Here is a 25,956-nt window from a genome sequence, read left to right as displayed (position 1 = left end):
TATCAGTAAAAAGAAAATGCGGCAAATGCCGCATTTCAGTTTACTGACAAAGTCATCTGAATTAATTTTTAGTTTGTTTTGCAGATAAATTAGTATTTCGTCTAAGTACAATCTACTTTTATTTACTCTTACTAAAAGTGGAACAACACAAACAGTCCTGCTTTTTAAATGCTACTTGCGAATAATATACGCTGTAGATCTTTGCTATTCTTCATTTCGTTAAGCTTTTTCTAGCGACAAAAAACAGATATTTTTCTACGAAAAATTAAACGTTTTTGCCATTGAATTTACAATCTAAGTGCAATAAAAAAGAAAGAGGAAAGAATATTTAAAACGAAATAACCTCAATTCACGCCAAAAGGGAAGAGAGCTATTTTTAAATTAACTAGCATCGTTCTCAGAAACATATTCTTGTACATTTCTGTATAAAACTTGTACTTTTCTTTGTCAATGTTGTATTTGTTATTTAAATAAATTAATGTACATATTATAGAAATGTGATCTTAAGCATAAATTTTTATTTACATAATGTGTACAATACCCCAAATGAATTACTAAGCGTTTTTTTGTTAAGGCAGTGTAGTAATAAATGGCTATGATAGAAAATTGACCTTTTATGAAGAGAGGTATCTTATGGCAATAAAACTTCAATATATTGATAAAGGCTTGACGGAGTGGAGGACGGGCTTAGATAATTTTGCTAGTCAGTCAGTCAGTCAGTCAGTCAGTCAGTCAGTCAGTCAGTCAGTCAGTCAGTCAGTCAGTCAGTCAGTCAGTCAGTCAGTCAGTCAGTCAGTCAGTCAGTCAGTCAGTCAGTCAGTCAGTCAGTCAGTCAGTCAGTCAGTCAGTAATAACTATCTCAACAATGCGTTAACTGCATTGAATCATCGAAATTTTGATAACTTAATTCCTCCTTCCCCAGATACAGAATTTTTATCATTCCCTTGTTTTCAAACTATTGGCACATATGGGTCAATAGATGGTCGCCTATTATCTGTGTATGCCTTTGATAGCTCAATTAGCGCTTCACGCAATTTAGTTATCCATACTTTCTTCACTACATATTAAGGACATATTATGAAAAAACGCACACAAAAATTTAAACTTTCTATTATTGCAACAGTATTAGTAAGTTGTTTATCCAGTCCTGTTTGGGCAGGGGATGTGACTATTACAAAAACCGTAGAAAATAAGTTAGACAAGAATATAGTCACAAATAGCAATGGTGGTATTTCTATTGTAGTAAGAGGTGGCAAGGCTGTTGCTATGTCGGATGAGAATAGTGAGCAAGCGATTAAGATTGAAGCAGAGGGGGATATTAATCTAGAAGGAAGTCACAGTATATATGACACAAGTACTGGCTTACCGAAAAAGAGCATTGTATTGAAAAGTCATGAAGGAGGTGTTGACCTTAAGAATAAGATAAGTATGCAGAATGCCAATGTTGCGATAGAAAGTAAGGGAGACATTCAACTTGATAATTCAATTCTAATTTGGGGTAATGCACAAGTTAATCTTAAAAGTCAGCAAAAGATTAACAGTGGTGATATTTCTGCTTACGGAGAGGAAGCCAGGGTTATACTTGATAATCATGAGGGAGAAGGAAGTATAAAAGTAGGGAGACTGTCTGCGTCTGGAAAGAATGCGTCAATTACACTTGATAATAATGTGGGTGAGAAGGGTATACAGGTAGGATCTATAACTACGGTTGGAGAGGGCACATCAGTTATCCTTACAAGTAAGCAGAAGATTAGCAGTGATTATATCTTTGCCTCAGGGAAGGGATCCTCGGTTAAGCTTGACAATAGCCAGGGAGAGGGAGGTATACAAACAGGATATATATCTGCTGTTGGAGCGAACGCATCAATTACACTTGATAGTAAGGGAAATGGAGATATACAAACAGGATATATATCTGCTGGTGGAGCGAACGCATCAATTACACTTGATAGTAAGGGAAATGGAGATATACAAACAGGATATATATTTGCTGGTGGAGCGAACGCATCAATTACACTTGATAGTAAGGGAAATGGAGATATACAAACAGGATATATATTTGCTAGTGGAGCGAACGCATCAATTACACTTGATAGTAAGGGAAATGGAGATATACGAACAGGATATATATCTGCTGTTGGAGCGAACGCATTAATTGCCCTTATGAGTAAAAAGAATATTAACAGTGAACATATAGAGGTCACTGGACTGAGTGCTTCTGTTGTGTTGAAAACCCAAGAAAACATAACTATTACTGATAGTTTATCTACAGTGGCGAAAAATAGTCCATATCGTCTAGGAATTCTCAATTATGGGAATACAGTCACTTTGGAGACGGCAAAGGATAATATCATTACCTTTACCAATAATTCACCTGTAAACATGCAAGTTTTTGGGGGTATTTTTGCTAGTGACTACTCAGGAACTGAAGGAGGTATTGTCACACTAAGTGCTACGAATAACCGTATTAGTGTTGAGGGAGCATCGACGGATGAGAAGTATTTGATAGTCGCAAAGTCAAGTAATCCTACATCAATGAACCGAGTGGAACTGATTGCAACGCAAGACAATTTATTAAAGATGGATAATCGCGCCTCTAAATTGTTATATGGTGTCTTTGCTAACAAAGGAGATGTCCGTTTGGTTGCTAAAGGTATCAATAGTCTCATCATAAGCAGAGATGAACAAGCAACTGAATCCGATTCTGGAGTGATTCCAACGGTGTACGGGTATAGGACAAGTGGTGTACAAGGCACTATCGAGGTGGAGGGGAAAGTGAATAACTTCTTATTGGATACACCTAATGTACGTACACGATATGGTGTATCGAGTAGTGCTGGAACGATTAATATTACAGCTACAGCAGGGGACAACCAATTCACCATCAGCAGTGATACGCAGTTTGATACGTCTCAAAGTGGAGGGGGCAATATATACGGTATTCTCAGCACGGCTGGAGGGAAATCTACCTTTAAGGCAAGTCGGTTTAATCAGCTTATTATTGGTAAAGAAGAGGGTATTGCAAAAGATACGATGAAATCTTCAGTATATGGTTTGTCTAGTGATGGAAGAGGTACTATTGAGCTTGAGGCAGCAGAAAACCATCTTTCTGTCAATGCTAATGCATGGAATGGTATTGTAGTTAAGACTTTTGATGCTGATTTTACAAGTGGCGGTATTCAACTGACGGCAACAGAAGCAGGTAACTTTATTACCCATCAAACTTCTGTTAATTCTACGCCTACCCAAGGAACTGAGGGTAACTTAATTAAAGCTCAGGGTAGCAATGTTACTTTAAGTGCACCCAATGGGATTAATCACCTCTCAGCGACTTTGCTCCTTAATCAAGCGCTGCCAGAAGATTTAAGGAATATCAAATCCCTCTATCGTGGTATAACGGCTTGGCGTGGTAATGAGGTAAAACTTTCGGCAAAAGCCAATACTATCCAGTTATATAGTGAAGGCAGTGGCTTAGGGTTAGGGTATCAAAGTACGGATGGTGTTCTTCGTAATACACATACTTTGCAATCCATTGGGGTGCTTGCTACAGGTGTAGATAAAGCTGGTAAAGGGATAGCAGGTGCTACAGCTCAGCTGATTGCTTCTGCAGGGGATAACACGGTGGATATGCAGTTACGTGTTCATGGTGAGGTTTATGGTGTGGTATCTCAGCATGAGAGCAAGGTGCTTTTATCCGCAGAGCAGGGACGAAATCTTATTACGGTTATCAATCCAGATATTAATACTCCGCAAATGCCATTGCTTGATAGCAAGTTGGTTTATCGTATTGGTCTTCATAACAGTGGCAACAGTACGCTCAAATTGAATGCTAAAGAAAATAGGATTAGCATTGGAGGAAATCCAACCATCCAAACAGGTATCTTCACAGGTTCCGAATCCTCTACCGAGTTGCTAGCTAGTACTGGTGATAATCACGTCATCGTGAAAAATGCGATGCTAGGTTCTCGGGGACTTGAAGTTAAGCCTGATATTATTACGTCTACGTCGAATCAACAATCACTTACCCTTAATGCCCCGAATGGGAATAATATTATTGAACTCTCTGGTGATAGCCAAGATTTAGCCATTATTAATGCCTCACCCGTGTTGAAACAAAGAGAAGATTATCTTAGGGGTGAAGGAACGACAGGGGCTTTTGCTTCTGATAAGGGGTCTATGCTTACTCTTCGTGCTAAAAATAATATTATTCAGCAAACGCTTCCCGAAAATACGGAGCATTTGAAACATTATGGGGCATCTGCAAGAGATGAAAGCCGTATTGTCTTGGAAGCACAAGAGCGTAACCAACTGACGGGTGCGAACATCGGTGTGAGTGCGAATACTAAAGCACACATTGAGTTAGTAGCACCTCATAATACCGTGTTAGCATCCAAAACAGCCGTCAGAAGTAGCTATGAGGGGGTAGCGAGTATTGAAGGGGAACTGAATATTGCGGCACCTGTGGCAGCGGTTGCTTTTTCGGCAGGTCAAGTGCAGTTAAATTACTCACAATCTAGTCGTATACAAGGCCATATGTGGGCTGATAATGGACAGATTGAGGTGAAGTCACACGGTAGTACCTTATTGATGAAAGGGGATTCCCAAGCGATTAATGGTGGTTTGGTGGCATTAAATCTTACCCCGAATAGTTACCTTGAGGGGCGTATAGATAACTTTAATGCCTTTGCGAATGCACAGCATAATGCTTTATTCCCTATGATTCAGGACTCTTTAAATCCAGCCGCAATAGCAAATAGTGCTGGTACTGTTAATCTTAATCTAGCAAAAGATTCGCTTTGGATGATGACAGGGCAGAGTTGGGTAAGTCAATTAGGCGGAGAAGGAACGGTTGATCTCAATAGCCAAACAGAAGGTCGTGCTCTTCATATTGATAAATTGGCAGGAGCAAATCGTTTCCTTATGCAATTAAATAAAGACGGCGTTCATAGTGATATGTTATATGTCAAGGAGGGAACAGCAACACCGCAAGATGTGGTGATTAAGAATCTTCCAGAGGTGGTCAATAGCATGGATTATGGTGATAGGCTACGCTTTGCGACGGTACAACGATCACAGAATGAGTTTGTTAATGGTAAGGTATATGCCACCACAGAAGATCGCCTCTTTAGACAAGCCTTAAGAGTGGAGTATTCGGACCAAGCAACAGACCCAGATAATACAGTGGAGTATAACCAAGCATTTAACGGTCAAGAGATGACACAAGAGAAAGCGGGGGATGTATATAGTCAGGAATATGGTGGTGCAGGAAGCCAAAATGTCTATTTAGTGAAATCTCGTGATAATCATCCAAGCCGAAATACAACTGACATTGGTGATATGTTTGATGCTACAGCCTATTATGGTTTTATGTTAGATACCTATACCAAACGTGAGGGAGAAAGGGCTTACTCTTTATTGGACAAAAAAGAAGGCGCATGGGCAAGGGCAACGCATACACGCTTAACACAATCAGGCGTATTTAGCTTCAATAATAATGACTATGAAATCGGTTATGACAAATTTAGTCGTAATGAAGAGGAGAAGAAACGGAAATGGGGTTTAAGCTTCACATATAGTCATGCAAAAGCATCGTTGGATAATGAGTTCAGTAAAGGACGGATAAAGAAATACGTTTTAAGTCTTTACAACACTAACCAACGTCAGAATGAAGAGGGCGATGACAGTTATTACAATGATAACGTGTTAAGGATAGGTGCTTTACATAATCACTATGATGCCGTGATGAGAAATGGTCAATTATGGGGACGAGGGGATTATAAGAATTATCTTTTGAGTGCCAGCACAGAACACGGTTATCGTAAATTTATCGATGATGACAAACGTTGGTATATCGTACCACAAGCACAATTACAATTTGCGTATTTGACAAGTGCGGATTATCGCACCAGTAATGATATTGAAGTGAAACTTAGTCATACAAAGAGTTTAATTGGCCGTGTAGGTATGGATGTTGTCAGATGGTTAGATGAAACTGGTGATAATCGTCTTTATGTGAAAGGCAATATTCTGCATGAATTTTTAGGTAAACGAAGCTTCAATGCGAAAGACAGAACAGGGGCTTATCAGAATAGCTGGAATACTCGCGGTACGTGGTATGCGGTTGGCGTTGGTTATAATGCTCATGTAAGTGAAAAAACCAATGTGTTCATTGATGCCGAAAAAGAGTTTGGTCATGGAAGAGCAGGTTCTTATAATCTTCGTTTAGCGATTTCATGGCAGTTTAAATAAAGGTTGCTCTCTATAAAGCCAAATCGCCTGATGTGTTATGCTTCAGGCGATTTTTTTTATTACTTAACAAACTTCTCCAAATCAGGTTTAAAGTAGTTTTTACCTTTTTTAATTTTGCCGTTTTCATCAAAAACAGCTTTGCCATCTTCAAATTTAGACTAATTTGAGTCGTTGACTTCAGCAAAAGCGGAGGAGAAGTCAAAGCCTGCCATATAAGCAACGCCAGTTGCGGTAACAACTTGATCAGCAAGTGAATCTAGGACTTCGACTTTATGTTCATGGGTTAATTGGGTTAAACGTTCTACTTGTTTATTTTGTTTATAGCTATTGGCAAGAATTTCAAGATTATGTGCCATTTCAGAATGACCGAGTGCATCTAACATTTCGACCACTTCTTCAAAATGACAGCCAATTTGTACGGAAAGATCTTTTAATTCTGGGTGAGGTTTTGCTTCTTTGAACCAATCGAGAGTACGTTGTAATTCATTCTGTTTTTCCATAGGTGTTCCTTTAAATGATTGAAAGGTGTTGTGATAAATGCTGCCATTAGATACTAAAACCAGAAGAAACGCAATTTGACCAAATGATCAAATTGCGTGTTGTTGCTGTTTTAGCGATAAGTGATTTGCTCTGGTTGGCTTAAATGGATTTTTGTTTGAGCTAACTGGGTTTCTGCAATTAATTTACCTTGACGAATGGAATAACGAGTTGGCACCTGACGGCGAACTGCATCAAAACCATTTTCAGCAGGTAAGATCACAAGATTAGCCACTTGCCCTTCAAGAATGCCATAATCTTTAATTCCTAATGTTTTGGCACTATTGTGGGTGATTAAATTTAATCCACTATTAATTTGACCATATCCCATTAATTGGCAAACGTGTAATCCCATATGTAAAACTTGTAACATATTCGCTGTACCTAATGGATACCAAGGATCGAATACATCGTCATGACCAAAACAGACATTCATTCCATTTTCAAGTAACTCTTTCACCCGTGTAATCCCTCGGCGTTTAGGATAAGTATCAAAACGACCTTGTAGATGAATATTGACTAATGGATTAGCGACAAAATTGATACCAGAGAGTTTTAATAAACGGAATAGGCGAGAAGCATAGGCACCATTATAAGAGTGCATCGCAGTCGTATGGCTAGCAGTAACTTGATCACCCATTTCATATTTAAGCGCTAAGGCTGCAACGGTTTCAACAAAACGAGATTGCTCATCATCAATTTCATCGCAATGAATATCTAATGGTTTGTGATAACGGCGTGCAATATCGAATGCGATTTGCATCGATTGCACCCCATATTCACGAGTGAATTCAAAATGTGGAATGCCACCGACGATATCAGCCCCCATTTCCATTGCTTGTTCAAGTAACGCTTCACCATTTGGGTAAGAGAGGATACCTTCTTGTGGAAAGGCGACAATTTGTAAATCTACCCAAGGAGCAACTTCTGCTTTGACCTCTAACATTGCTTTCATAGCGGTTAATGTTGGATCGGAAACATCCACATGAGTACGAACGAATTGCACACCATTTGCGATTTGCCATTTTAAGGTTTTCCAAGCACGTTGTTTTACATCTTCGTGGTTGAGCATAGATTTTCGTTCGGCCCAACGTTCAATTCCCTCAAATAATGTACCAGATTGATTCCAGTTAGGTTGTCCAGCAGTTTGTGTGGCATCTAAATGAATATGTGGTTCGATAAATGGCGGATAAATAATGCCATTTTCGGCATCTAATACTTCTGTTGTTACATTGATTGGTGCATCATTGGGTAGAATTTGTTGAATACGGCCATTTTCTATGAATAACTGCCATAGACCTTGGCGATCTGGTAGATGAGCATTTTTGATTAACATCTTGATTTCCTTTTCTTATATAACTGAAATTAAGCGAATTTTTTACGTAATAATGGATTTAATACAAGGTAAGCAATCGCACCACTGATTACCGCATTCACAGGAATAATACCGGGTAAGAATTTACCACAAGCTACTCCAACACCGACTGCGACAATTGCTGCCCAGTTAATATTGACAAAATGTGCTTGTTCAAAATTTTGATAAGCATGGCGACGGGTTAAGTAGTCGGCAATTAGGATACCGCCAATAGGTGGAATCGCTGCTGATAAGAAGGTTAACCAACCAACGAAGTTATTGTATAGCCATAATGCACATAAGGTACCAACAATCCCATTAATAACAGATAAAATTCGGCTACTCACGCCAGTAATATTGGCAAAGCCCAAACCAGAAGCGTAGAGAGCATTATCGTTTGTTGTCCAAATATTTAATCCCAAAACAATAATTGCAGGCAGTAATAAACCTTGTGCCACCATAACATCAGAAATATCTGCCATACCTTTTACTGCTGCACCAGCAGCACCAAATATAAACATTAGTGAGTTACCTAAGAAGAAAGCAATCATAGTAACTAAAACCGTATATTTGGCTTGTTTGCCAAAGCGTACAAAATCAGCGGTTAATGTACCTGCACTAATAAAAGAACCAACAACTAAGGTAATAGCTACTGAGAGAGACATTGGCTCTTTTGGCATTAATTGCTGTAAGGTTGCTAGTCCGCCAGCATCATGAATGGCTAAATAAACTGAATAACCACCGAGTAAAGCGATAGAAGGCACGGCAATCACTGAGAGAGCGGTTAATGCTGAAATACCAAAAAAGACAGTAATTGTCATTAATGCCCCAGAGATTAAGATCAATAAGTTCACATCAATTCCAGTAAATTTATTGACAGGAATCGCAAACATAGCAACCCCAACGCCAAACCAACCTACTTGAGTACCGCCCAATAAAGCAGAAGGTAGCCAAGATCCTTTTACGCCGAAAGAATAACGTGCCAGAATATGGGTAGTTAAGCCTGTTTTGGCACCAATGTAACCGAGAAATGAGGTGTAAATGCCTAACATTAAGTTCCCAATAATCACAGCAAGGAAAAAGTTGTGATAAGTAAGGGATGTGCCTAATGTACCGCCTGTCCACATACTGGCAGAGAAAAAAGTAAGCCCCAACATAACAAATGTTAGGGCTACTATTCCTTTACGTTCAGAGGCAGGAACGGGTTTCAGACTATAGTTGTCAGTTGACATAATGATCACTCCTTAAATGATAGATGATGTGTGTTGTTGCGTTGCTTATTATAGAGCCAACTGCCATGGAATGAAATGCGGTTTGAGGTGGAGTAGAACAATTAAATTTGTTTTACAGATATTTGAAAAAAGCTATTAGGCTAGCTATTATCGAATAGTTTTAAAAATAAGAAGGATAAGAAAATGCAACATAACAATGACGATATTATTATTCGAGTCGCAACATTAGACGATGCACCTGCAATTTTAGCGATTTATGCCCCTTATGTTGAAAAAACAGCGATTACATTTGAATATGACGTACCGAGTTTAGCGGAATTTCAAGCTAGAATGAAAAAAACGTTAACCAAATATCCGTATATTGTGGCAGAAAGAGCAGGTGAAATTGTGGGTTATGCTTATACTAGCGCATTTGTAGGTCGTGCAGCTTATGATTGGGCAGTTGAAACAACGATTTATTTGAAAGAAACGCAAATAAAATCTGGTTTAGGTAAGAAACTTTATACGGCAATCGAGAACATTTCTAAAGCACAACATATTTATAACTTAAATGCCTGTATCGGTTATCCAGAAAAAGAAGATCAATATTTGACAAAGAATAGTGCAGACTTCCATCACCATTTAGGTTATCGCTTAGTGGGTGAGTTTCGTAAATGTGGCTATAAATTTGGCACTTGGTACAACATGGTGTGGATGGAGAAGTTTTTAGCGGAACATCCTGAAAAACCTGAACCTGTTATTTGGTTTCCGCAGTTAAAGCGAGAAACTTTATTAGGGCTAGGTATCCAATCTAGATAACTACTATTTTGTGATGGCAATCACGTCTTTTAGATTGTGCTTCTTTTATACTTTTTTCTTTATCAATAAAAAGGGGATTTATTATGAAACGTTTTTATAAATTAACCATTGTTGCTGTATCTCTATTTACAGCATGGAATGCTGCAGCAACACAATCAGCAGATGTTTTACAACCTCAGATTGAATATCAACAGTTAGTTAATCAACGACAAGTAGTTGATGATCTTTTGGCACAAGCTGTTGAGATTCAGAAATCACCAGCACGTGTTTCTGATGCAGGATTTACGGCGAAATTACCAAGCAATATGGAGCGTATTGCCGATATTTTATTAACAGCACATAAATTAGAACCATACCGTATTGATTTTGTTTTAGGTGCAGCCAATGCCTATATTTATAATGGCAATGTGGATAAAGCGATTGATTTATATCAACAAGCGTTAGAAATTGCACCAGATGATGTTAAAACGAATATGTATCTTGCGAGTTGGTACCGTTACAAAAATGATGAAGCAAATAGCCAAAAATATTTGCAACATTTAGAAAAAATTGCACCAGAAAAAGCCGCAATTTTAAAACAGACTTTTGCTACTATCGATAAAATTGCTAAAGCACCGATTGTTGATAAATCTAATACAAAATTAACTAACCATGATGCGATTATTACTTTAGGGTATGCACTCAATCCTGATGGTAGTATGCATGACATTTTGATCCAGCGTTTACAGAAAACTTTAGAATTAGCAAAACAAAATCCAGAAGCGTTGATTATTGTAACAGGTGGTGTGCCGAAAAATAATCAAACAGAAGGTAATTTGATGAAGAAATGGTTGATTGAGCAAGGTATAGATGCAAATAGAATTTTTGCTGATAATTATGCTCGTTCTACCGTAGAAAATGCACTTTATTCTCGTTATACCTTAGCTCATCATAAAATTAAACATGCAATTTTAATTAGTTCTGGTAGCCATGTTCGCCGTGGGCAAACTTTATTTGAATTAGCGACTCGTGAATCTGGTCCGCAAGGTATTACCTTTGAATCTGTTGCAGCCTTGGATAAGCCAATTGAAGAATTACAAAAAATTACGCCAAAAGATTTACTTGGAATTTATCGAGATAGTTTAATTACGATTGGATTACCAATGTTTAATAGTGGTGTACTAAGAGATTAATTTTATGAGCTGGCTAGAAAAATCTAGCCAGTTTTTTAATCCTATTTTTATATTTATTTAGAAAAACTATGCAAAATTTACCAGCATTAATCTTAATTGATATTCAACAAGGATTTGATATTCCTAATTATTGGGGTGAGGAAAGAAATAATCCAAATGCAGAAGAAAATGCGGCATTACTGTTACAGCATTGGCGTAAGCAAGGTTATCCAATTTTTCATATTCAACACTGTTCCCAAAATCCGCACTCTTGCTTGTTTGCTACACATAGTGGATGTCAATTTAAACCTTTAGTTGCACCTCAACCAGATGAAGTTGTCATTCAAAAAAATGTTAATAGTGCTTTTATTGGAACTGATTTAAAACAGTTATTAGATGAACAACAGATTAAACAAGTTGTGATAGCAGGGTTAACGACCGATCATTGTATTTCAACTACAACGAGAATGGCGGGAAATTATGGTTATGAGGTGTTTTTAGCTGCTGATGCAACAGCAACGTTTGATCGAAAAGGTATAAATGGAGAGAGATTTTCTGCACAATTAATACATGATACGGCGTTAGCCAGTTTACAAGGTGAGTTTGCTACCGTATTGGATACTACTGATCTCTTACGATTATTTGTAAAAAGTAAGTAAGTTCTCAAGCTAAATTTTTCTAAAAATTTATCGTGTGAAAGAAAAAACAACAAAAAATAAAAAATATTGTGGGCGAGATCATATCTTTGTTATCTGATGATAGGTTTTATACTAAAAAAAGAGTATAAATAAACTATTCGCAGGGTGAGGAATTGAAAAAAGCGCAAACGATTTCCTTCCCGTTGTTTAGCGATATGGTTGTACTTATTTTGGAGAATCTCATGGATTCGATAGTTAACTCCTCTCACGGACAGTTGTCTGAACGATCTCAATTAGAGCAAGATGCTAAAACCTTAGGAATTGCCCCTGATTATTACAGCTTAGAAGGGGAAAAGATTGAGGTGGATAATGCAGTATTAACAACATTAATTGAATGGCTTAAACCTCACACTTCTATTTCTTCTGATCACTTTAAAAATATTTTTGTTATCAATGCCGAATCAGTTGCTCGCCTAGATTGGGAAAAATTACAATTTGCCAACGATGAATACCCGCAACAACTCTATAATGAACAACAACAAAATATTGACAACAGTTGGCGACTTGAACCACAGCAATACCTTGAATTGATGCCTTTACCAATGGGGTACTATTGTTTGGTCACCAATTACGCTCGTTATCGCTTACTGGTTGCACCGAACAAAACCTATCAATCACCCTTATTGAATAATCAACAAAAGGTGAGTGGATTAAATGTGCAGTTATATAGTTTACGATCTGATGAGAACTGGGGAATTGGCGATCTCGGTGATTTACAAAAATTAGCACAAGAATTTGCACGAGATGGGATTGATTTTATTGGGATTAATCCTTTACATGCGCTTTTCCCAGCCCATCCTGAATGGGCAAGCCCATATAGTCCTTCTTCTCGCCGTTGGTTAAATCCAATTTATTTAGCCATTGACTCGTTACCAGAAATGGCTTCATCTGTAGCAGTAGAATGGCGCCATAGTGCAGAAACTGAGAAAGTTTTATTAGCATTACGTGAAACAGCTTGGGTCGATTACTCATTGGTTTGGCAGACTAAATTGGCAGCTTTACGAGTCGCTTATCAGGCTTTTAAACGAGAAGGGAGTTTAGCTTATCGCCGTCAGGCTTTTGCGCAATTTGTTGCAGAACAAGGGAAAGCCCTTTATTTACATGGTTTATTTGAAGTTCTCGATCGCACATTTACACAAGAACAAGAAGATGAAGAGAATTTGGCAGGTTGGTTAGCTTGGGAGAAAGCATATCAAGATCCTGATAGTGAAGTGGTGCAGCAATTTGCCGAACAACATAGTAAGCAGATCGAATTTTATATGTGGTTGCAATGGTTAATGCAAGATCAGCTTGAGGCAGTAAAACAGACATTTGCACAATCTGGGGTCAAACTTGGCTTATATGGTGATCTTGCAGTTGGTGTTGCACGAGGTGGTTCAGATACTTGGGCAAACCGTACAGCTTTCTGTTTGCAGGCTTCGGTCGGCGCACCACCAGATGAATTAGGACCAGCAGGACAAAATTGGCAATTACCGCCATTACATCCGACAGTATTGCGTGCAGAAGGCTATGCCACATTGATTAATTTATGGCGTGCCAATATGCAGCATTATGGGATTTTACGCATTGATCATGTAATGGCGTTATATCGTTTATGGTGGATTACACAAGGCTCGAATGCAGCGCAAGGGGCTTATGTACATTATCCAATCGAGGAGCTTATTTCAATCCTCGCGATTGAAAGCCAACGGCAGCAATGTTTAATTGTGGGCGAAGATCTTGGGATTGTGCCACCAGAAGTTAGACAATGGTTAGATCGTTATGGCATTTATTCTTATGCGGTGATGTATTTTAGTAAAACCTATGATGGTTATCTGTTGCCAGAGCATTACAAACCGAATGCGATTGCGGTGGTGAGTACACATGATGTTGCGCCATTACATGGATTCTGGCAAGGAACCGATTTACATACGATGTATCAGTTAAATGTGCTACAAGAGGCACAATATCAACGAGCATTACAACAGCGCACAGAAGATAAAGTGCGTTTTGTACAAACCTTAAAACAAGCCAAATTATTAGCAACATTACCACAAGACTTGCAACTTACCGATGAATTAAACCTTGCAATTCATCAACTAGGGGCAGCGAGCCGTAGCCAATTATTTGCGATTCAACCAGAAAATCTGCTTGGAATTGAATCTTCTTTTAATATTCCAGGTATTTCTAGAGCGTATCCAAATTGGCGTTATCGTTTACCAGTATCGTTACTTGATAACCAAGTTTGTCAAAAATTACATCATTTCTATCGACAAATTATTTCTGCACGTCAACAACTCGCTATTAATGCAGTAGCAGAGTGCTATCAAGATAATCTTAAACTTATGCTATTAGGGGATAATATGATTACCGTCGATTATAACCAAATCGATCAGTTATTTAATGCCGTACACGGCGATCCATTCTCATTCTTAGGTGCACATACCTCTGCACAAGGTTTAATTATTCGTGCGTTAATACCAAATGCAAAAAGTGTTGCCGTTTATAATCGACAAAAAAATCACTGTTTATCTGATATGCAAATGGTGGATGAACGAGGTTTCTTTATTGCGTTATTGCCACGAGCTACCGCTGATCTCCATTATTTATTTAAGATTGATTATGGCAATGGTGCAGAGCCAATTTATCAAGAAGATCCTTATCGTTTCCCATCTTGTTTATTTGAATTAGATAATTGGTTATTGAAAGAGGGAACACATCAACGTCCATATGAAGCAATGGGGGCACACTTAACAGAAAATAGTTATGTATCAGGCGTGAATTTTAGTGTGTGGGCACCGAATGCACGGCGTGTTTCTGTGGTAGGTGATTTTAACCAATGGGATGGTCGCCGTCATGTGATGCGTTTCCATCGGGAAAGTGGCATTTGGGAAATCTTTATTCCTGAAATTGGTGAAGGTTGCTTATATAAATTCGAAATATTGGATGCCAACGGGGCTATCCGTTTGAAATCGGATCCTTATGCGTTTGGTACACAACTTCGTCCAGAAACCGCATCAGTTGTCACAAAACTGCCACCAAAACAACCGTATAATGCAGAAAGAGCAAAAGCGAATGCCGTTGATGCCCCAATTAGTATCTATGAAGTGCATTTAGGTTCTTGGCGACGAAATTTGGCGAATAATTATTGGTTAAATTATCAAGAAGTCGCTGATGAATTAATTCCTTATGTGAAGGAAATGGGCTTCACTCATATTGAATTGTTGCCATTATCGGAATTTCCATTTGATGGTTCTTGGGGTTATCAACCATTAGGTCTATATGCGCCAACACGCCGTTTTGGTGATGCCCAAGGATTGTGTTATTTCCTTGAAAAAGCACATCAAGCAGGGATTTATGTGTTGTTAGATTGGGTTGTAGGGCATTTCCCAACAGATGAATATGGTTTAAGCAAATTTGATGGTACAGCACTCTATGAGCATGCCGATCCTCGAGAAGGCTATCATCAAGATTGGAATACCTTAATTTATAACTTTGGGCGTAATGAAGTTCGTAATTATTTAACAGGAAATGCGTTGTATTGGATTGAGCGTTATGGCTTTGATGGTTTACGAGTCGATGCAGTGGCTTCAATGATTTATCGTGATTATAGCCGTTCTGATGGAGAGTGGATTCCAAACCAATATGGTGGACGAGAAAATTTAGAGGCGATTAATTTCCTCCAACGTACCAATGCGTTATTGCAGAATGAACAGCGAGGTGTGTTGTCAGTAGCGGAAGAGAGTACTTCATTTGCTGGTGTAAGCCATGCGACGGAAAATGGTGGTTTGGGCTTCCAATTTAAATGGAATATGGGTTGGATGAATGACACATTACGCTATATGAAACTCGATCCAATTTATCGTAAATATCACCATAACTTACTCACATTCGGCATGATGTATCAATATAGCGAAAATTTTGTATTACCGTTGTCGCATGATGAAGTCGTACATGGTAAAGGTTCATTGCTCACGAAAATGCCAGGCGATTGTTGGCAAAAATTTGCGAATTTACGGGCTTACTATGGCTATATGTGGGGGTTCCCAGGTAAGAAATTATTGTTTATGGGTAATGAATTTGCTCAAGGTAGAGAGTGGAATTATCAAGAAAGTTTAGATTGGTTCTTACTCAATGAAGAACATGGCGGTTGGCATAATGGCGTACAACGTTGGGTGCGAGATTTAAATCATACTTATCAACGTTATCCAGCATTATGGCAACAAGATCAGCACCCAAATGGTTTTGAATGGCTAGTCGTGGATGATGCGGATCAATCTGTTTTGGTGTTTGCTCGTTATGCGAAAAGTGGTGAAACTTTAGTTGTCGTTTGTAATTTTACGCCTGAAGTACGACATAACTATCGTTTTGGTGTGAATAAAGGTGGTTTTTATCGTGAAATTTTAAACTCTGATGATCCAAGTTATATGGGAAGTGGTGTACATAACTCAGGGGGACTTTGGAGTGAAAAAATTGCTAGCCATGGCAAGAAGTATTCATTAAGTGTTGAAGTGCCTCCGCTCGGTGCAGTCTATTTTGTATTAGAAAATGAAATAGTTGATGAAGAGGATACTGCCAGGAGTGAAGCAGACGTTGTGGTAGAAGTAGAACAAAAAGCAATTAAAAAAGCGGCAAGAAAAACGGTAACAACAGGTACAAAAACAGCGAATAAATCGCCAAAAGTAAAAACGGCTACTACCAAAAAACGGACAACAACGAGAAAGGCTGTCAAAAAATAATAGGGATTTTATATGACACCAACACGAGAGACATTTATTGGTTATCAATATCCGCTTGGATATAGCATGACGGAGTATCAAGGGTACAAAGGGGTGAATTTTGTTATTGTCGCTCCGCATGCTACACAGGTGTGGTTATGTTTATTTGACGAACAACAACAGGAAACTCGTTATCCAATGTATCGTCATCATGACTGTTTTAGTCTATTTGTAACCAATATTCCGCTTGGACAACAGTATGGATTTCGTGTAGATGGTGGGCATGAGCAAGGTAATTGTTACAACGTTACAAAATTGCTATTAGATCCTTACAGTCGATTAGTAGTAAATGTTCCTGAATTTAAAACCGAACAACAGTTAGTGCCTTTTTTATGGGATAACCAACAAGATAATGCAGCGTTAGCAGCAAAAAGTGTGGTGGTAGATACGGCATTTGATTGGGAAAATGACAAACCACTAAGAACTCCTTGGTCACAAACTATTATTTATGAATTACATATTAAAGGATTTTCTCAATTAAACGATCGCATTCCTGCTACTTTACGAGGAACATTTGCTGGATTAGCTGATCCTGTAAATGTGGCATATTTACAAAAATTAGGGATAACTGCAGTAGAGTTATTGCCAATAACGTTGCATTTAGATGAACCTCGTTTGCAGAGAATGGGGAAAAAGAATTATTGGGGCTACAATGTTTTAGCACATTTCGCGCCAGATCAAAGATTTTCTACCTCAAAAGAGGTATTATTGGAATTAAAATCTTTAATCAAAACCTTACATCAAGCAGGAATAGAAGTGATTTTAGATGTTGTGTTTAACCATACGGCAGAAAATGATATTGCAGGTCCAACATTGTGCCAACGTGGGATTGATAATCGCCTTTATTATTGGCATGACCAACATCATCATTACTGTAATTGGACAGGATGCGGTAATAGTTTAAATCTTTCTGAACCTCGCGTTTTACAATGGGTAATGGATTGTTTGCGTTATTGGGTGACAGAATTTCATATTGATGGTTTTCGTTTTGATTTAGCGTCATTGTTAGGTAGAACGCCTGAGTTTAAACAAAATGCAGCACTATTTTCAGCAATGGCACAGGATCCACTGTTAGCGCAGTGCAAAATGATTGCAGAGCCTTGGGATGTAGGAATAGGTGGTTATCAATTAAGTGGTTTTCCACATTTTTTTAGTGAGTGGAATGACCGTTTTCGTAATGATATGCGTCGTTTTTGGTTGAATGATAGCCAAGAATTAAGTGCGTTAGCGTTACGTTTTGCGGGAAGTGCTGATCTCTTTCAATATAAAGGACGTACAGTACGTAGTTCTATTAATTTTATAACCGCACATGATGGATTTAATTTGCAGGATTTAGTGAGTTATAACCAGAAACATAATCATAATAATGGTGAAGACAACCGAGATGGTGATAACCACAACTTGTCGTTTAATCACGGTGAGGAAGGAACAAGTAATAATCCTGAGATTCTGCAACAACGCTTGTTAAGTAAAAAAGCGTTATTTGCAACACAATTATTGGCGTTAGGAACACCAATGATATTGGCTGGAGATGAAATCGGACACAGCCAACAAGGCAATAATAATTGCTATTGCCAAGATAATGAGTTGACCTGGTTGAACTGGCAAGCAGCTGATCATTCGTTACAACAGTATGTAGCAGAGCTTATTACCTTACGAAAAGAAATGGCGTCAGCAGGAATTTATGATGATTGGTGGCATACAGACAATGCACAATGGTTTCGTGCAGATGGCCAACCAATGCAGACGCAAGATTGGCATCAAGGACGTAGCTTAATGTTGTTATTACAAGGAAAGTATCTATTACTTTTTAATGCTAATCGTACGAGTCAACTTTTCCATTTACCTGAAGGAAATTGGCAAAAACGATTTGGCGAAGGGCTTGAGCTACAACAATCACGAGCGATTGTTGCACAACTCGGAATCGTAATCTTAACGCAGTCACTGTCTTAACATTGAACATTACAGGAGAATATTATGAGCGCAGCAACCACAAATAAATCTATTCCAACGCGAGAAAGTATCGCCAATGATACATTGGTATTAATTTTAGCTGGTGGTAGAGGTTCTCGTTTACATGAAATGACCGATCGTCGTGCAAAACCAGCGGTGTATTTTGGTGGTGCACATCGTATTATCGACTTTGCTTTATCAAACTGCTTAAACTCTGGTTTATTGAAGATTGGGGTAATTACGCAATATGAAGCACACTCATTATTGCGTCATTTACAACATGGTTGGTCGTTCTTACCTCGTGAACGTGGGCATTTTGTGGATATGCTTCCTGCGCGTCAACAATTAAATGATTCTACTTGGTACCGTGGAACAGCGGATGCAGTATGGCAAAACGTACCAATTATGAAAGAGCATTATCGTCCAAAATATGTATTAATCCTTGCAGGGGATCACATTTATAAAATGGATTATATGCGTATGATCGAGGATCATATTGAGTTTGGTGGTAAAGCGACCGTTGGCTGTATTGAAGTGCCAAGAGAGGATGCTAAAGCGTTCGGTGTTATGGCAGTGGATGAAAAACTGCAAGTAAAAGCCTTTATTGAAAAACCAAATGATCCACCTGCAATGCCAGATAAACCAAATTCATCTTTAGCTTCAATGGGGATTTATGTATTCGATGCAGATTATCTCTATGAAATTCTAGAAAGAGAAGCAAGTTACGAAAATACTTCTCACGATTTTGGTAAAGATATTATTCCTGCAATGGTGGAAGAGGGTTTACTCTATGCTCATCCATTTGAACGTTCAAGCAAAGGTAGAAATACACAAGGTTTAATTTACTGGCGTGATGTGGGAACACTAGAAAGTTACTGGTCAGCTAATATTGACCTTGTGAGTGAAAAACCGCAACTCAATATGTTTGATAAAAACTGGCCAATTCGCACTGTGCCAAAACAAACATTACCAACAAAATTCTTCTATAAGCATCCACATAAACAAACCATTGATAATTCATTGATTGGTGGTAGTGGCGTTATTATTGATGCAGAAATTAGTAATTCAGTTTTATTTGATCATGTCCGTGTTGAAGAGGGATCAAAAATTGAATATGCCGTTATTCTGCCTCAAGTTAAGATAGGTAAAAATTGTGTCTTACGCCGTTGTATTATTGATCGTAATTGTCATATTCCAGATGGAATGCAAATTGGGGTTGATTTAGAGCTTGATCGTCAACGTTTCAGAATTAGTAGCCAAGGTAATATTGTGTTAGTTACTGAACCAATGTTAGAAAAATTGCTTGCAAAACAACAAGCGGAAGAAGAGCCAGCGGATGCTTAACGCTACATCCTCTATAACTAATGCATAATGATATCCACTTTTTCGCGGACATCAGTAACGGAAAAGTGGATATTTTCTCAATAAAACAAGGATCTTATTTAATAATGAAAGTACTTCATATCTGTTCAGAACTTTATCCATTGATTAAAACCGGCGGTTTAGCAGATGTTATGGGTGCATTACCTTTTGCACAACAAGCAGAGGGTATGGATGTAAGAGTAGTATTACCGATGTATCCTACGGTTGCGGAAAAATTGCCACAGCATGAACATTCGTTGCATCTCTTTACCTTTGCAGGTCATATTGAAATTCGCCATGCAGAATATCAAGGCATTGGGATTTATTTAATTAATGCTCCACACTTATTTAATCGAGCAGGTAATCCTTATCATAATGAATATTATCAAGATTATGCCGATAACTATTTACGTTTTGCGATTCTTGGTTGGGTTGGCGCAGCATTAGCCGCTGGTGCAGATACTTGGTGGGGGGAGGCAGATGTTTTGCATATGCACGACTGGCAAGCTGGTTTAGCAGGGGCTTATGCAGTCGCTTGGAATTTACCTGTGAAAAAAATCTTCACCATTCATAATTTAGCTTACGCTGGATTATTTGATGCTCGCCATATGGCGGAATTGCAATTACCACACCATTTCTTCCATGTTGATGGGTTAGAATTTTATGGGCAAATTTCTTATCTGAAAGCTGGTTTATATTATGCCGATGAAATTACTGCAGTGAGTCCAACCTATGCACGTGAAATTACCGATCCAAGTATGGCATATGGTTTTGATGGTTTATTACAGACTCGAGCAGCACAACATCGTTTGCATGGCATTTTAAATGGCGTAGATGATCAGGTGTGGAATCCTGCGACTGATCCAAACCTCGAAAAAACGTATAAAATTGGCAAGATGCAAGGTAAGAAAAAAGATAAAGAGGCTTTGCAAGCAGAATTTGGTTTAGCACAAAATCCAGATGCCCCTTTATTAGTGATGGTAACACGTTTAGTAGAGCAAAAAGGTGCGGATTTAGTCATTGCTGCAGCCGAAACAATGGTGAATAAAGGCATTCAACTAGCGGTATTAGGATCAGGTGCACCACATTTTGAAGAGAGTTTACGTCACCTTGCAGCAACCTATCCAAGTCAAATTGGGGTGAAAATTGCTTACAATGAAGCCTTATCACACCGTATGGTAGCTGGTGGTGACGTGATTTTGGTGCCTAGTCGTTTTGAACCTTGTGGATTAACCCAACTTTATGGTTTGAAATACGGTACATTGCCATTAGTAAGAGCGACAGGTGGTCTAGCAGATACCGTTGTGGATACCACACCAGACACTCAAAAAGTGAAAACCGCAACAGGATTTGTCTTCTTACATGCAGATGTTACGGGTTTCCTTTATGCGATTGATAAAATGCTAGATATTTGGCAAAAGCCTCGCCAATGGAGTTTAATTCGTTCTACTGCAATGCAACAAGACTTTAGTTGGCAAAAAGCTGCAAAAAGTTATTTAGCTTTATATCAAAAATAATAGATGTTTATTTAGAAGAATAGTGTGTATAGGTGATTTTATACACACTATTTCTTTTTATAATTGATAAGTGAGTTATAAAAAATAATTCATAAAAATCATTATGTTATAATTGGAGAAACACTTCTAATTATTATTTGATAGTGAATATTTATACGATTTTGGGGTAAATAATGTTCATTTTTCATTGAAAAAATCAACAAAATAACATAGGATACCCGCCGCAAAAATGAGCCATTTTCCTATTGGAGATCAAAAATGCCAGCAAATAAAATTAAATTTACCTATAATGCACCAGCCAGAGATGTTGAATCCCTCAAAGCAACTATCGTTTCCAAACTTATCTATAACTTATGTTGTGAACCATCAGAAGCAAAATTAACTAACTGGTTAAATGCAGCACTTTATACAGTGCGTGATTTAAGCGCACAATCTCGTTTACATACTCGCCGTGCAATCAAACATGAACAATCACGCCGTGTCTATTATCTTTCTATGGAATTTTTAATGGGACGTGCATTTAGTAATGCTTTAATTGCAGAGAATGTTTATGAGGCAATGAAACAAGCCTTTACTGAACTTGGTTTAGACTTTGATGCTATCCTTAATCAAGAAGAAGATCCTGGTTTAGGAAATGGTGGATTAGGGCGTTTAGCAGCCTGTTTCTTAGATAGCCTTGCGACTTTACGCATTCCAGCAACGGGTTACGGTATTCGTTATGATTATGGGATGTTTAGACAAGAGATTGAAAATGGTCGTCAAGTAGAGAAACCAGACGGTTGGTTAGCACAAAATATTGCGTGGGAATACAATCGCCCAAGTAAAAAAATTCCTATCCGTTTTGGAGGCCAAATTTATTATGAAAATAATAAATGTATCTGGAAACCTTCAGATGAAGTGGTGGCATTAGGCTATGATCAATTAATTCCAGGTTACGATAATGACATTGCCAACACCTTACGCTTATGGTCGGCACAATCCAGTGATGCTTTCAGTTTAAATGATTTTAATCGTGGTGATTATTTTGCTGCGATGGAAAAACAAAACTTCTCTGAAAATGTATCACGAGTATTATATCCAGATGATTCAACCACTGCTGGTCGTGAGCTACGTTTACGCCAAGAGCATTTCTTAACCTCTGCATCAGTACAAGATATTTTACGTCGTCACCTTGATATTTTTGATAATTTAGACAATTTAGCGGATAAAGTGGCGATTCACTTAAATGATACTCACCCAGTATTGGCGATTCCTGAGCTAATGCGTTTATTAATTGATGAACATGGCTATGAATGGCTACAAGCGTGGCAAATGTGTTGCAAGATTTTCTCTTACACCAACCATACATTAATGAGCGAAGCGTTAGAAACGTGGCCAATCGAGATGTTAGGCACAATCCTACCGCGTCATTTACAAATTATCTTAGAAATTAATGAACATTTCTTAAATGATCTGCGTGCGAAAGGGTATGGTGAAGATCTGATTCGCCGTGTGTCGATTATTGATGAAGATAATGGTCGTCGCGTGCGTATGGCTTGGTTAGCAGTAATTGGTTCATATAAGATCAACGGCGTGGCGAAAATTCACTCTGATTTAATGGTGAAATCAATTTTTGCTGACTTCGCACAAATTTATCCTGATCGTTTTACGAATGTAACCAATGGGGTAACTCCTCGTCGTTGGTTGGCTATTGCGAATCCAGGATTATCGGCATTAATTGATGGGCGTATTGGTAGGAAATGGCGTAAAGATTTGGAAGAACTTAGCCAATTAAATCAATTTGTTGACGATCAAGCATTCTTGCAAGATTTCCAACGTGTGAAATTTGAAAATAAACAACGTTTAGCCGATTACATCAAGAAAAATCTCGGCATTGAAGTCAATCCACATGCGTTATTTGATGTGCAGGTAAAACGTATTCACGAATATAAACGTCAGTTATTGAATGTGTTACATATTATTTATCGCTATAACCAAATCTTGCAAAATCCAGAGGCAGATTGGACACCGCGTGTGTTTATTTTCGCTGGAAAAGCGGCAAGTGCTTATCATACTGCGAAGAAGATTATTAATTTAATCAATGATGTTGCACAAGTTATCAATAATGATGGCCGAGTACGTGATTTAATTAAAGTGGTCTTTATTCCTAACTATGGTGTAAGTTTGGCACAAATCATTATTCCAGCAGCTGATCTTTCTGAACAAATTTCATTAGCAGGAACTGAAGCATCAGGAACCAGTAATATGAAATTTGCCTTAAATGGTGCCTTAACAGTAGGAACATTAGACGGTGCAAATGTTGAAATTCTCAATATGGTTGGACAAGAAAACGTCTTTATTTTTGGTAACACTGTTGAACAAGTAGAAGCCTTACGTGCAAGAGGCTATTCACCATTTGAGTTCTTTGAAAAAGATCCGCAACTGCATGAAATTGTGCAACAAATTACTTCAGGACGTTTTTCACCGCAAGAACCAATGCGTTATCAAAATGAACTAAATCTGTTCAGTGATTATTATCAAGTGATGGCAGATTTCCGTTCTTATGTGGAAATTCAAAAACAGGTTGATGAACATTATCGTAATCCTCAAGCATGGGCAAAATCTGCATTAATTAATACCGCAAATATGGGGTATTTCTCCTCTGACCGTTCGATTATTGATTATGCGGAAAATATCTGGAAAGTTGGTCCATTGTTAAGTTATGACAAAGAGGTTTATGAAGCAGAGAACTGTGTGTTTGAAGATGAGCTTCCAGAGAAACTTTAATTTTTATTAAGTTATAGAGGCAGTGTTTCTACACTGCCTTTTAACTATATAGTTATTCTTTTTTCCCTTTACCTTTAATTACTTTCATCATATCACCAATCATTGGGCGAATTTCTTGAAATAAAGGGTTATTCCTATTTTCCATGATAACTTCAGTCATAAGTTTTAAGCCTACGGCAAAACGTTGTGCCATTTCAGGGGTAAAGCCTTCACGTTGTTGCATTAATTCTTATCGTGATTAGGTGCATTAAACTGAATTTGTTGATTAATAGGATTACCTTCCTGATCAGTAAGATAATCAACTGTAATTTTATATTGATGTTGTTTCATCAATTTCTCCTTTCAAAATAGATTTTTTTAATGATGAGAATTTGTAGTTTATTGTAGAAAAAATTTGCCATTTTATAATTCATCAAGATATGAATTAATGCAATCCTTAAGAATGAAATTTTTATAAAAAAAGAGATTGATTTTATTGAAAAAATCTGAGCAAGTTTGCTGGAATTTTTTGTTTAAAAATGTTTATTGAACGCTAGTATCTGACAGCAATGAGCAGTATTCTAAGTGGGTTTGAATTGATATGTGATAGAACAACGAGGTTAGGATGAAATATACAAGATTAGGCAATACGGAAATTGAAGTATCAAGAATTTGTGTGGGTTGTATGTCCTATGGGAAACCATCAGAAGACTTCCATTTATGGACATTAGATCAACAACAAACGACAGCAATGATCAAGCAAGCATTAGAATGTGGCGTAAACTTTTTTGATACAGCAAATTGTTATTCGCATGGTACGAGCGAAATTTATCTAGGTAATGCGTTGAAACAACTAGGTGTAGCAAGAGAAAAGGTAGTTTTGGCTTCCAAAGTCTTTTTTAACGAAGGTGCGCTTTCTCGTGCAGCTATTTTGCGAGAAATTGATGGAACGTTGCAACGTCTTGGGACAGATTACCTTGACTTATACCAAATTCACCGTTTTGACTACAACACTCCCATTGAAGAAACGATGGAAACTTTGCATCAATTAGTGATAGCTGGAAAAGTGCGGGCGATTGGAGCATCAGCAATGTATGGTTATCAATTCCATAATATGCAATTAGTTGCCGAACAGAACGGTTGGACATTATTCTCAACATTACAAAATCACTATAATTTGCTTTATCGAGAGGATGAGCGAGAGTTAATTCCTGTGGCACAACAATATGGCGTATCATTAATTCCTTATTCGCCTTTGGCCGCTGGTCATTTAACTCGTAAAACATGGGAAAGTAACTCATCTCGTAGTCAAACAGATAAAATGGCAAAAGCAAAATATGAAAGAACTAAAGAGAGTGATTTCTTGATTGTACAACGTGTGGCAGAGCTTGCGGAGCGTTATGGTGTATCAATGACAGAGATTGCCTTAGCGTGGTTGTTTAAACAAGGTGTTGCAGCACCGATTGTTGGGGCAACCAAGACTGCTCATTTCTTAGATGCTGTGCAAGCCGTTGAGTTTACACTAAATGATCAAGATGCAAACTATTTGGAAGAATTGTATTTACCGCATCAATTAACTAGTGTTATTCCAAGAAAAAAGTAG

The 25,956-nt window shown here is 38.0% G+C and carries 15 protein-coding genes; 11 read left to right on the top strand and 4 right to left on the bottom strand.

Annotated elements, in window-relative coordinates:
- Positions 1 to 633: 633 nt before the first annotated feature.
- Both ACFFHT_RS10285 and ACFFHT_RS10280 read left to right on the top strand, forming a co-directional pair.
- Positions 634 to 1,068, top strand: a complete 435-nt coding sequence (locus ACFFHT_RS10285; RefSeq protein WP_382375931.1) for a hypothetical protein — start codon at positions 634 to 636, stop codon at positions 1,066 to 1,068.
- Between the two features lie 600 nt (positions 1,069 to 1,668).
- Positions 1,669 to 6,249, top strand: coding sequence for an autotransporter outer membrane beta-barrel domain-containing protein (locus ACFFHT_RS10280; RefSeq protein ID WP_382375929.1), 4,581 nt, complete (start codon positions 1,669 to 1,671; stop codon positions 6,247 to 6,249).
- Between the two features lie 158 nt (positions 6,250 to 6,407).
- Here the strand turns inward: ACFFHT_RS10280 and ACFFHT_RS10275 are convergent, their stop codons facing one another.
- The 3 genes from ACFFHT_RS10275 to codB form a co-directional block, all read right to left on the bottom strand.
- Positions 6,408 to 6,749, bottom strand: coding sequence for a nucleoside triphosphate pyrophosphohydrolase family protein (locus ACFFHT_RS10275; protein WP_382375927.1), 342 nt, complete (start codon positions 6,747 to 6,749; stop codon positions 6,408 to 6,410).
- A gap of 110 nt (positions 6,750 to 6,859) precedes the next feature.
- Positions 6,860 to 8,122, bottom strand: a complete 1,263-nt coding sequence (locus ACFFHT_RS10270; protein WP_382375925.1) for a cytosine deaminase — start codon at positions 8,120 to 8,122, stop codon at positions 6,860 to 6,862.
- Positions 8,123 to 8,151: 29 nt separating this feature from the next.
- Positions 8,152 to 9,372 carry a cytosine permease gene (gene codB, locus ACFFHT_RS10265; RefSeq protein WP_382375923.1) on the bottom strand — a complete coding sequence of 407 codons (1,221 nt, stop codon included), beginning with the start codon at positions 9,370 to 9,372 and terminating at the stop codon, positions 8,152 to 8,154.
- 183 nt (positions 9,373 to 9,555) lie between these two features.
- On the opposite strand from codB, the gene ACFFHT_RS10260 reads away from it, so the two are divergent.
- The 8 genes from ACFFHT_RS10260 to ACFFHT_RS10225 all read left to right on the top strand — a co-directional run bounded on the left by ACFFHT_RS10260 (position 9,556) and on the right by ACFFHT_RS10225 (position 24,374).
- Positions 9,556 to 10,170 carry a GNAT family N-acetyltransferase gene (locus ACFFHT_RS10260; RefSeq protein ID WP_382375921.1) on the top strand — a complete coding sequence of 205 codons (615 nt, stop codon included), beginning with the start codon at positions 9,556 to 9,558 and terminating at the stop codon, positions 10,168 to 10,170.
- Positions 10,171 to 10,253: 83 nt separating this feature from the next.
- Positions 10,254 to 11,342, top strand: coding sequence for an ElyC/SanA/YdcF family protein (locus tag ACFFHT_RS10255; RefSeq protein WP_382375919.1), 1,089 nt, complete (start codon positions 10,254 to 10,256; stop codon positions 11,340 to 11,342).
- Between the two features lie 68 nt (positions 11,343 to 11,410).
- A complete protein-coding gene (locus ACFFHT_RS10250) occupies positions 11,411 to 11,980 on the top strand; it encodes a cysteine hydrolase family protein (protein WP_382375917.1) in 570 nt (189 codons plus the stop codon).
- A gap of 221 nt (positions 11,981 to 12,201) precedes the next feature.
- Positions 12,202 to 16,737, top strand: a complete 4,536-nt coding sequence (gene glgB / locus ACFFHT_RS10245) for a 1,4-alpha-glucan branching protein GlgB (RefSeq protein WP_382375915.1) — start codon at positions 12,202 to 12,204, stop codon at positions 16,735 to 16,737.
- Positions 16,738 to 16,749: 12 nt separating this feature from the next.
- Entirely contained in the window at positions 16,750 to 18,729 is a 1,980-nt protein-coding gene (glgX, locus tag ACFFHT_RS10240) for a glycogen debranching protein GlgX (RefSeq protein ID WP_382375913.1), read from the top strand.
- A gap of 24 nt (positions 18,730 to 18,753) precedes the next feature.
- Positions 18,754 to 20,073 carry a glucose-1-phosphate adenylyltransferase gene (gene glgC, locus ACFFHT_RS10235; RefSeq protein ID WP_382375911.1) on the top strand — a complete coding sequence of 440 codons (1,320 nt, stop codon included), beginning with the start codon at positions 18,754 to 18,756 and terminating at the stop codon, positions 20,071 to 20,073.
- 104 nt (positions 20,074 to 20,177) lie between these two features.
- Positions 20,178 to 21,608 carry a glycogen synthase GlgA gene (gene glgA / locus ACFFHT_RS10230; RefSeq protein ID WP_382375909.1) on the top strand — a complete coding sequence of 477 codons (1,431 nt, stop codon included), beginning with the start codon at positions 20,178 to 20,180 and terminating at the stop codon, positions 21,606 to 21,608.
- Positions 21,609 to 21,866: 258 nt separating this feature from the next.
- Positions 21,867 to 24,374 (top strand): glycogen/starch/alpha-glucan phosphorylase, encoded by a 2,508-nt coding sequence (locus ACFFHT_RS10225; RefSeq protein WP_382375908.1) that lies wholly within the window; start codon positions 21,867 to 21,869, stop codon positions 24,372 to 24,374.
- Between the two features lie 52 nt (positions 24,375 to 24,426).
- On the opposite strand, the gene ACFFHT_RS10220 is transcribed toward ACFFHT_RS10225, so the two are convergent.
- Positions 24,427 to 24,597 carry a DUF3861 family protein gene (locus ACFFHT_RS10220; protein WP_382375906.1) on the bottom strand — a complete coding sequence of 57 codons (171 nt, stop codon included), beginning with the start codon at positions 24,595 to 24,597 and terminating at the stop codon, positions 24,427 to 24,429.
- Between the two features lie 381 nt (positions 24,598 to 24,978).
- Here ACFFHT_RS10220 and ACFFHT_RS10215 point away from each other — a divergent pair, with 381 nt between their 5' ends.
- Entirely contained in the window at positions 24,979 to 25,956 is a 978-nt protein-coding gene (locus ACFFHT_RS10215; protein ID WP_382375904.1) for an aldo/keto reductase, read from the top strand.

The sequence above is a fragment of the Gallibacterium melopsittaci genome, from assembly GCF_042433085.1.
GTDB classification, from domain to species: domain Bacteria; phylum Pseudomonadota; class Gammaproteobacteria; order Enterobacterales; family Pasteurellaceae; genus Gallibacterium; species Gallibacterium melopsittaci.
Note: the sequence above shows the minus strand (reverse complement) of the source record. Positions and strands in the feature narration are given on the sequence as shown.

Coding starts and splice junctions, on each gene's coding strand:
- ACFFHT_RS10285 (WP_382375931.1), top strand. CDS start 634: ATGGCAATAAAACTTCAATATATTGATAAAGGCTTGACGGAGTGGAGG.
- ACFFHT_RS10275 (WP_382375927.1), bottom strand. CDS start 6,749: ATGGAAAAACAGAATGAATTACAACGTACTCTCGATTGGTTCAAAGAA.
- ACFFHT_RS10270 (WP_382375925.1), bottom strand. CDS start 8,122: ATGTTAATCAAAAATGCTCATCTACCAGATCGCCAAGGTCTATGGCAG.
- codB (WP_382375923.1), bottom strand. CDS start 9,372: ATGTCAACTGACAACTATAGTCTGAAACCCGTTCCTGCCTCTGAACGT.
- ACFFHT_RS10260 (WP_382375921.1), top strand. CDS start 9,556: ATGCAACATAACAATGACGATATTATTATTCGAGTCGCAACATTAGAC.
- ACFFHT_RS10255 (WP_382375919.1), top strand. CDS start 10,254: ATGAAACGTTTTTATAAATTAACCATTGTTGCTGTATCTCTATTTACA.
- ACFFHT_RS10250 (WP_382375917.1), top strand. CDS start 11,411: ATGCAAAATTTACCAGCATTAATCTTAATTGATATTCAACAAGGATTT.
- glgB (WP_382375915.1), top strand. CDS start 12,202: ATGGATTCGATAGTTAACTCCTCTCACGGACAGTTGTCTGAACGATCT.
- glgX (WP_382375913.1), top strand. CDS start 16,750: ATGACACCAACACGAGAGACATTTATTGGTTATCAATATCCGCTTGGA.
- glgC (WP_382375911.1), top strand. CDS start 18,754: ATGAGCGCAGCAACCACAAATAAATCTATTCCAACGCGAGAAAGTATC.
- glgA (WP_382375909.1), top strand. CDS start 20,178: ATGAAAGTACTTCATATCTGTTCAGAACTTTATCCATTGATTAAAACC.
- ACFFHT_RS10225 (WP_382375908.1), top strand. CDS start 21,867: ATGCCAGCAAATAAAATTAAATTTACCTATAATGCACCAGCCAGAGAT.
- ACFFHT_RS10220 (WP_382375906.1), bottom strand. CDS start 24,597: ATGCAACAACGTGAAGGCTTTACCCCTGAAATGGCACAACGTTTTGCC.
- ACFFHT_RS10215 (WP_382375904.1), top strand. CDS start 24,979: ATGAAATATACAAGATTAGGCAATACGGAAATTGAAGTATCAAGAATT.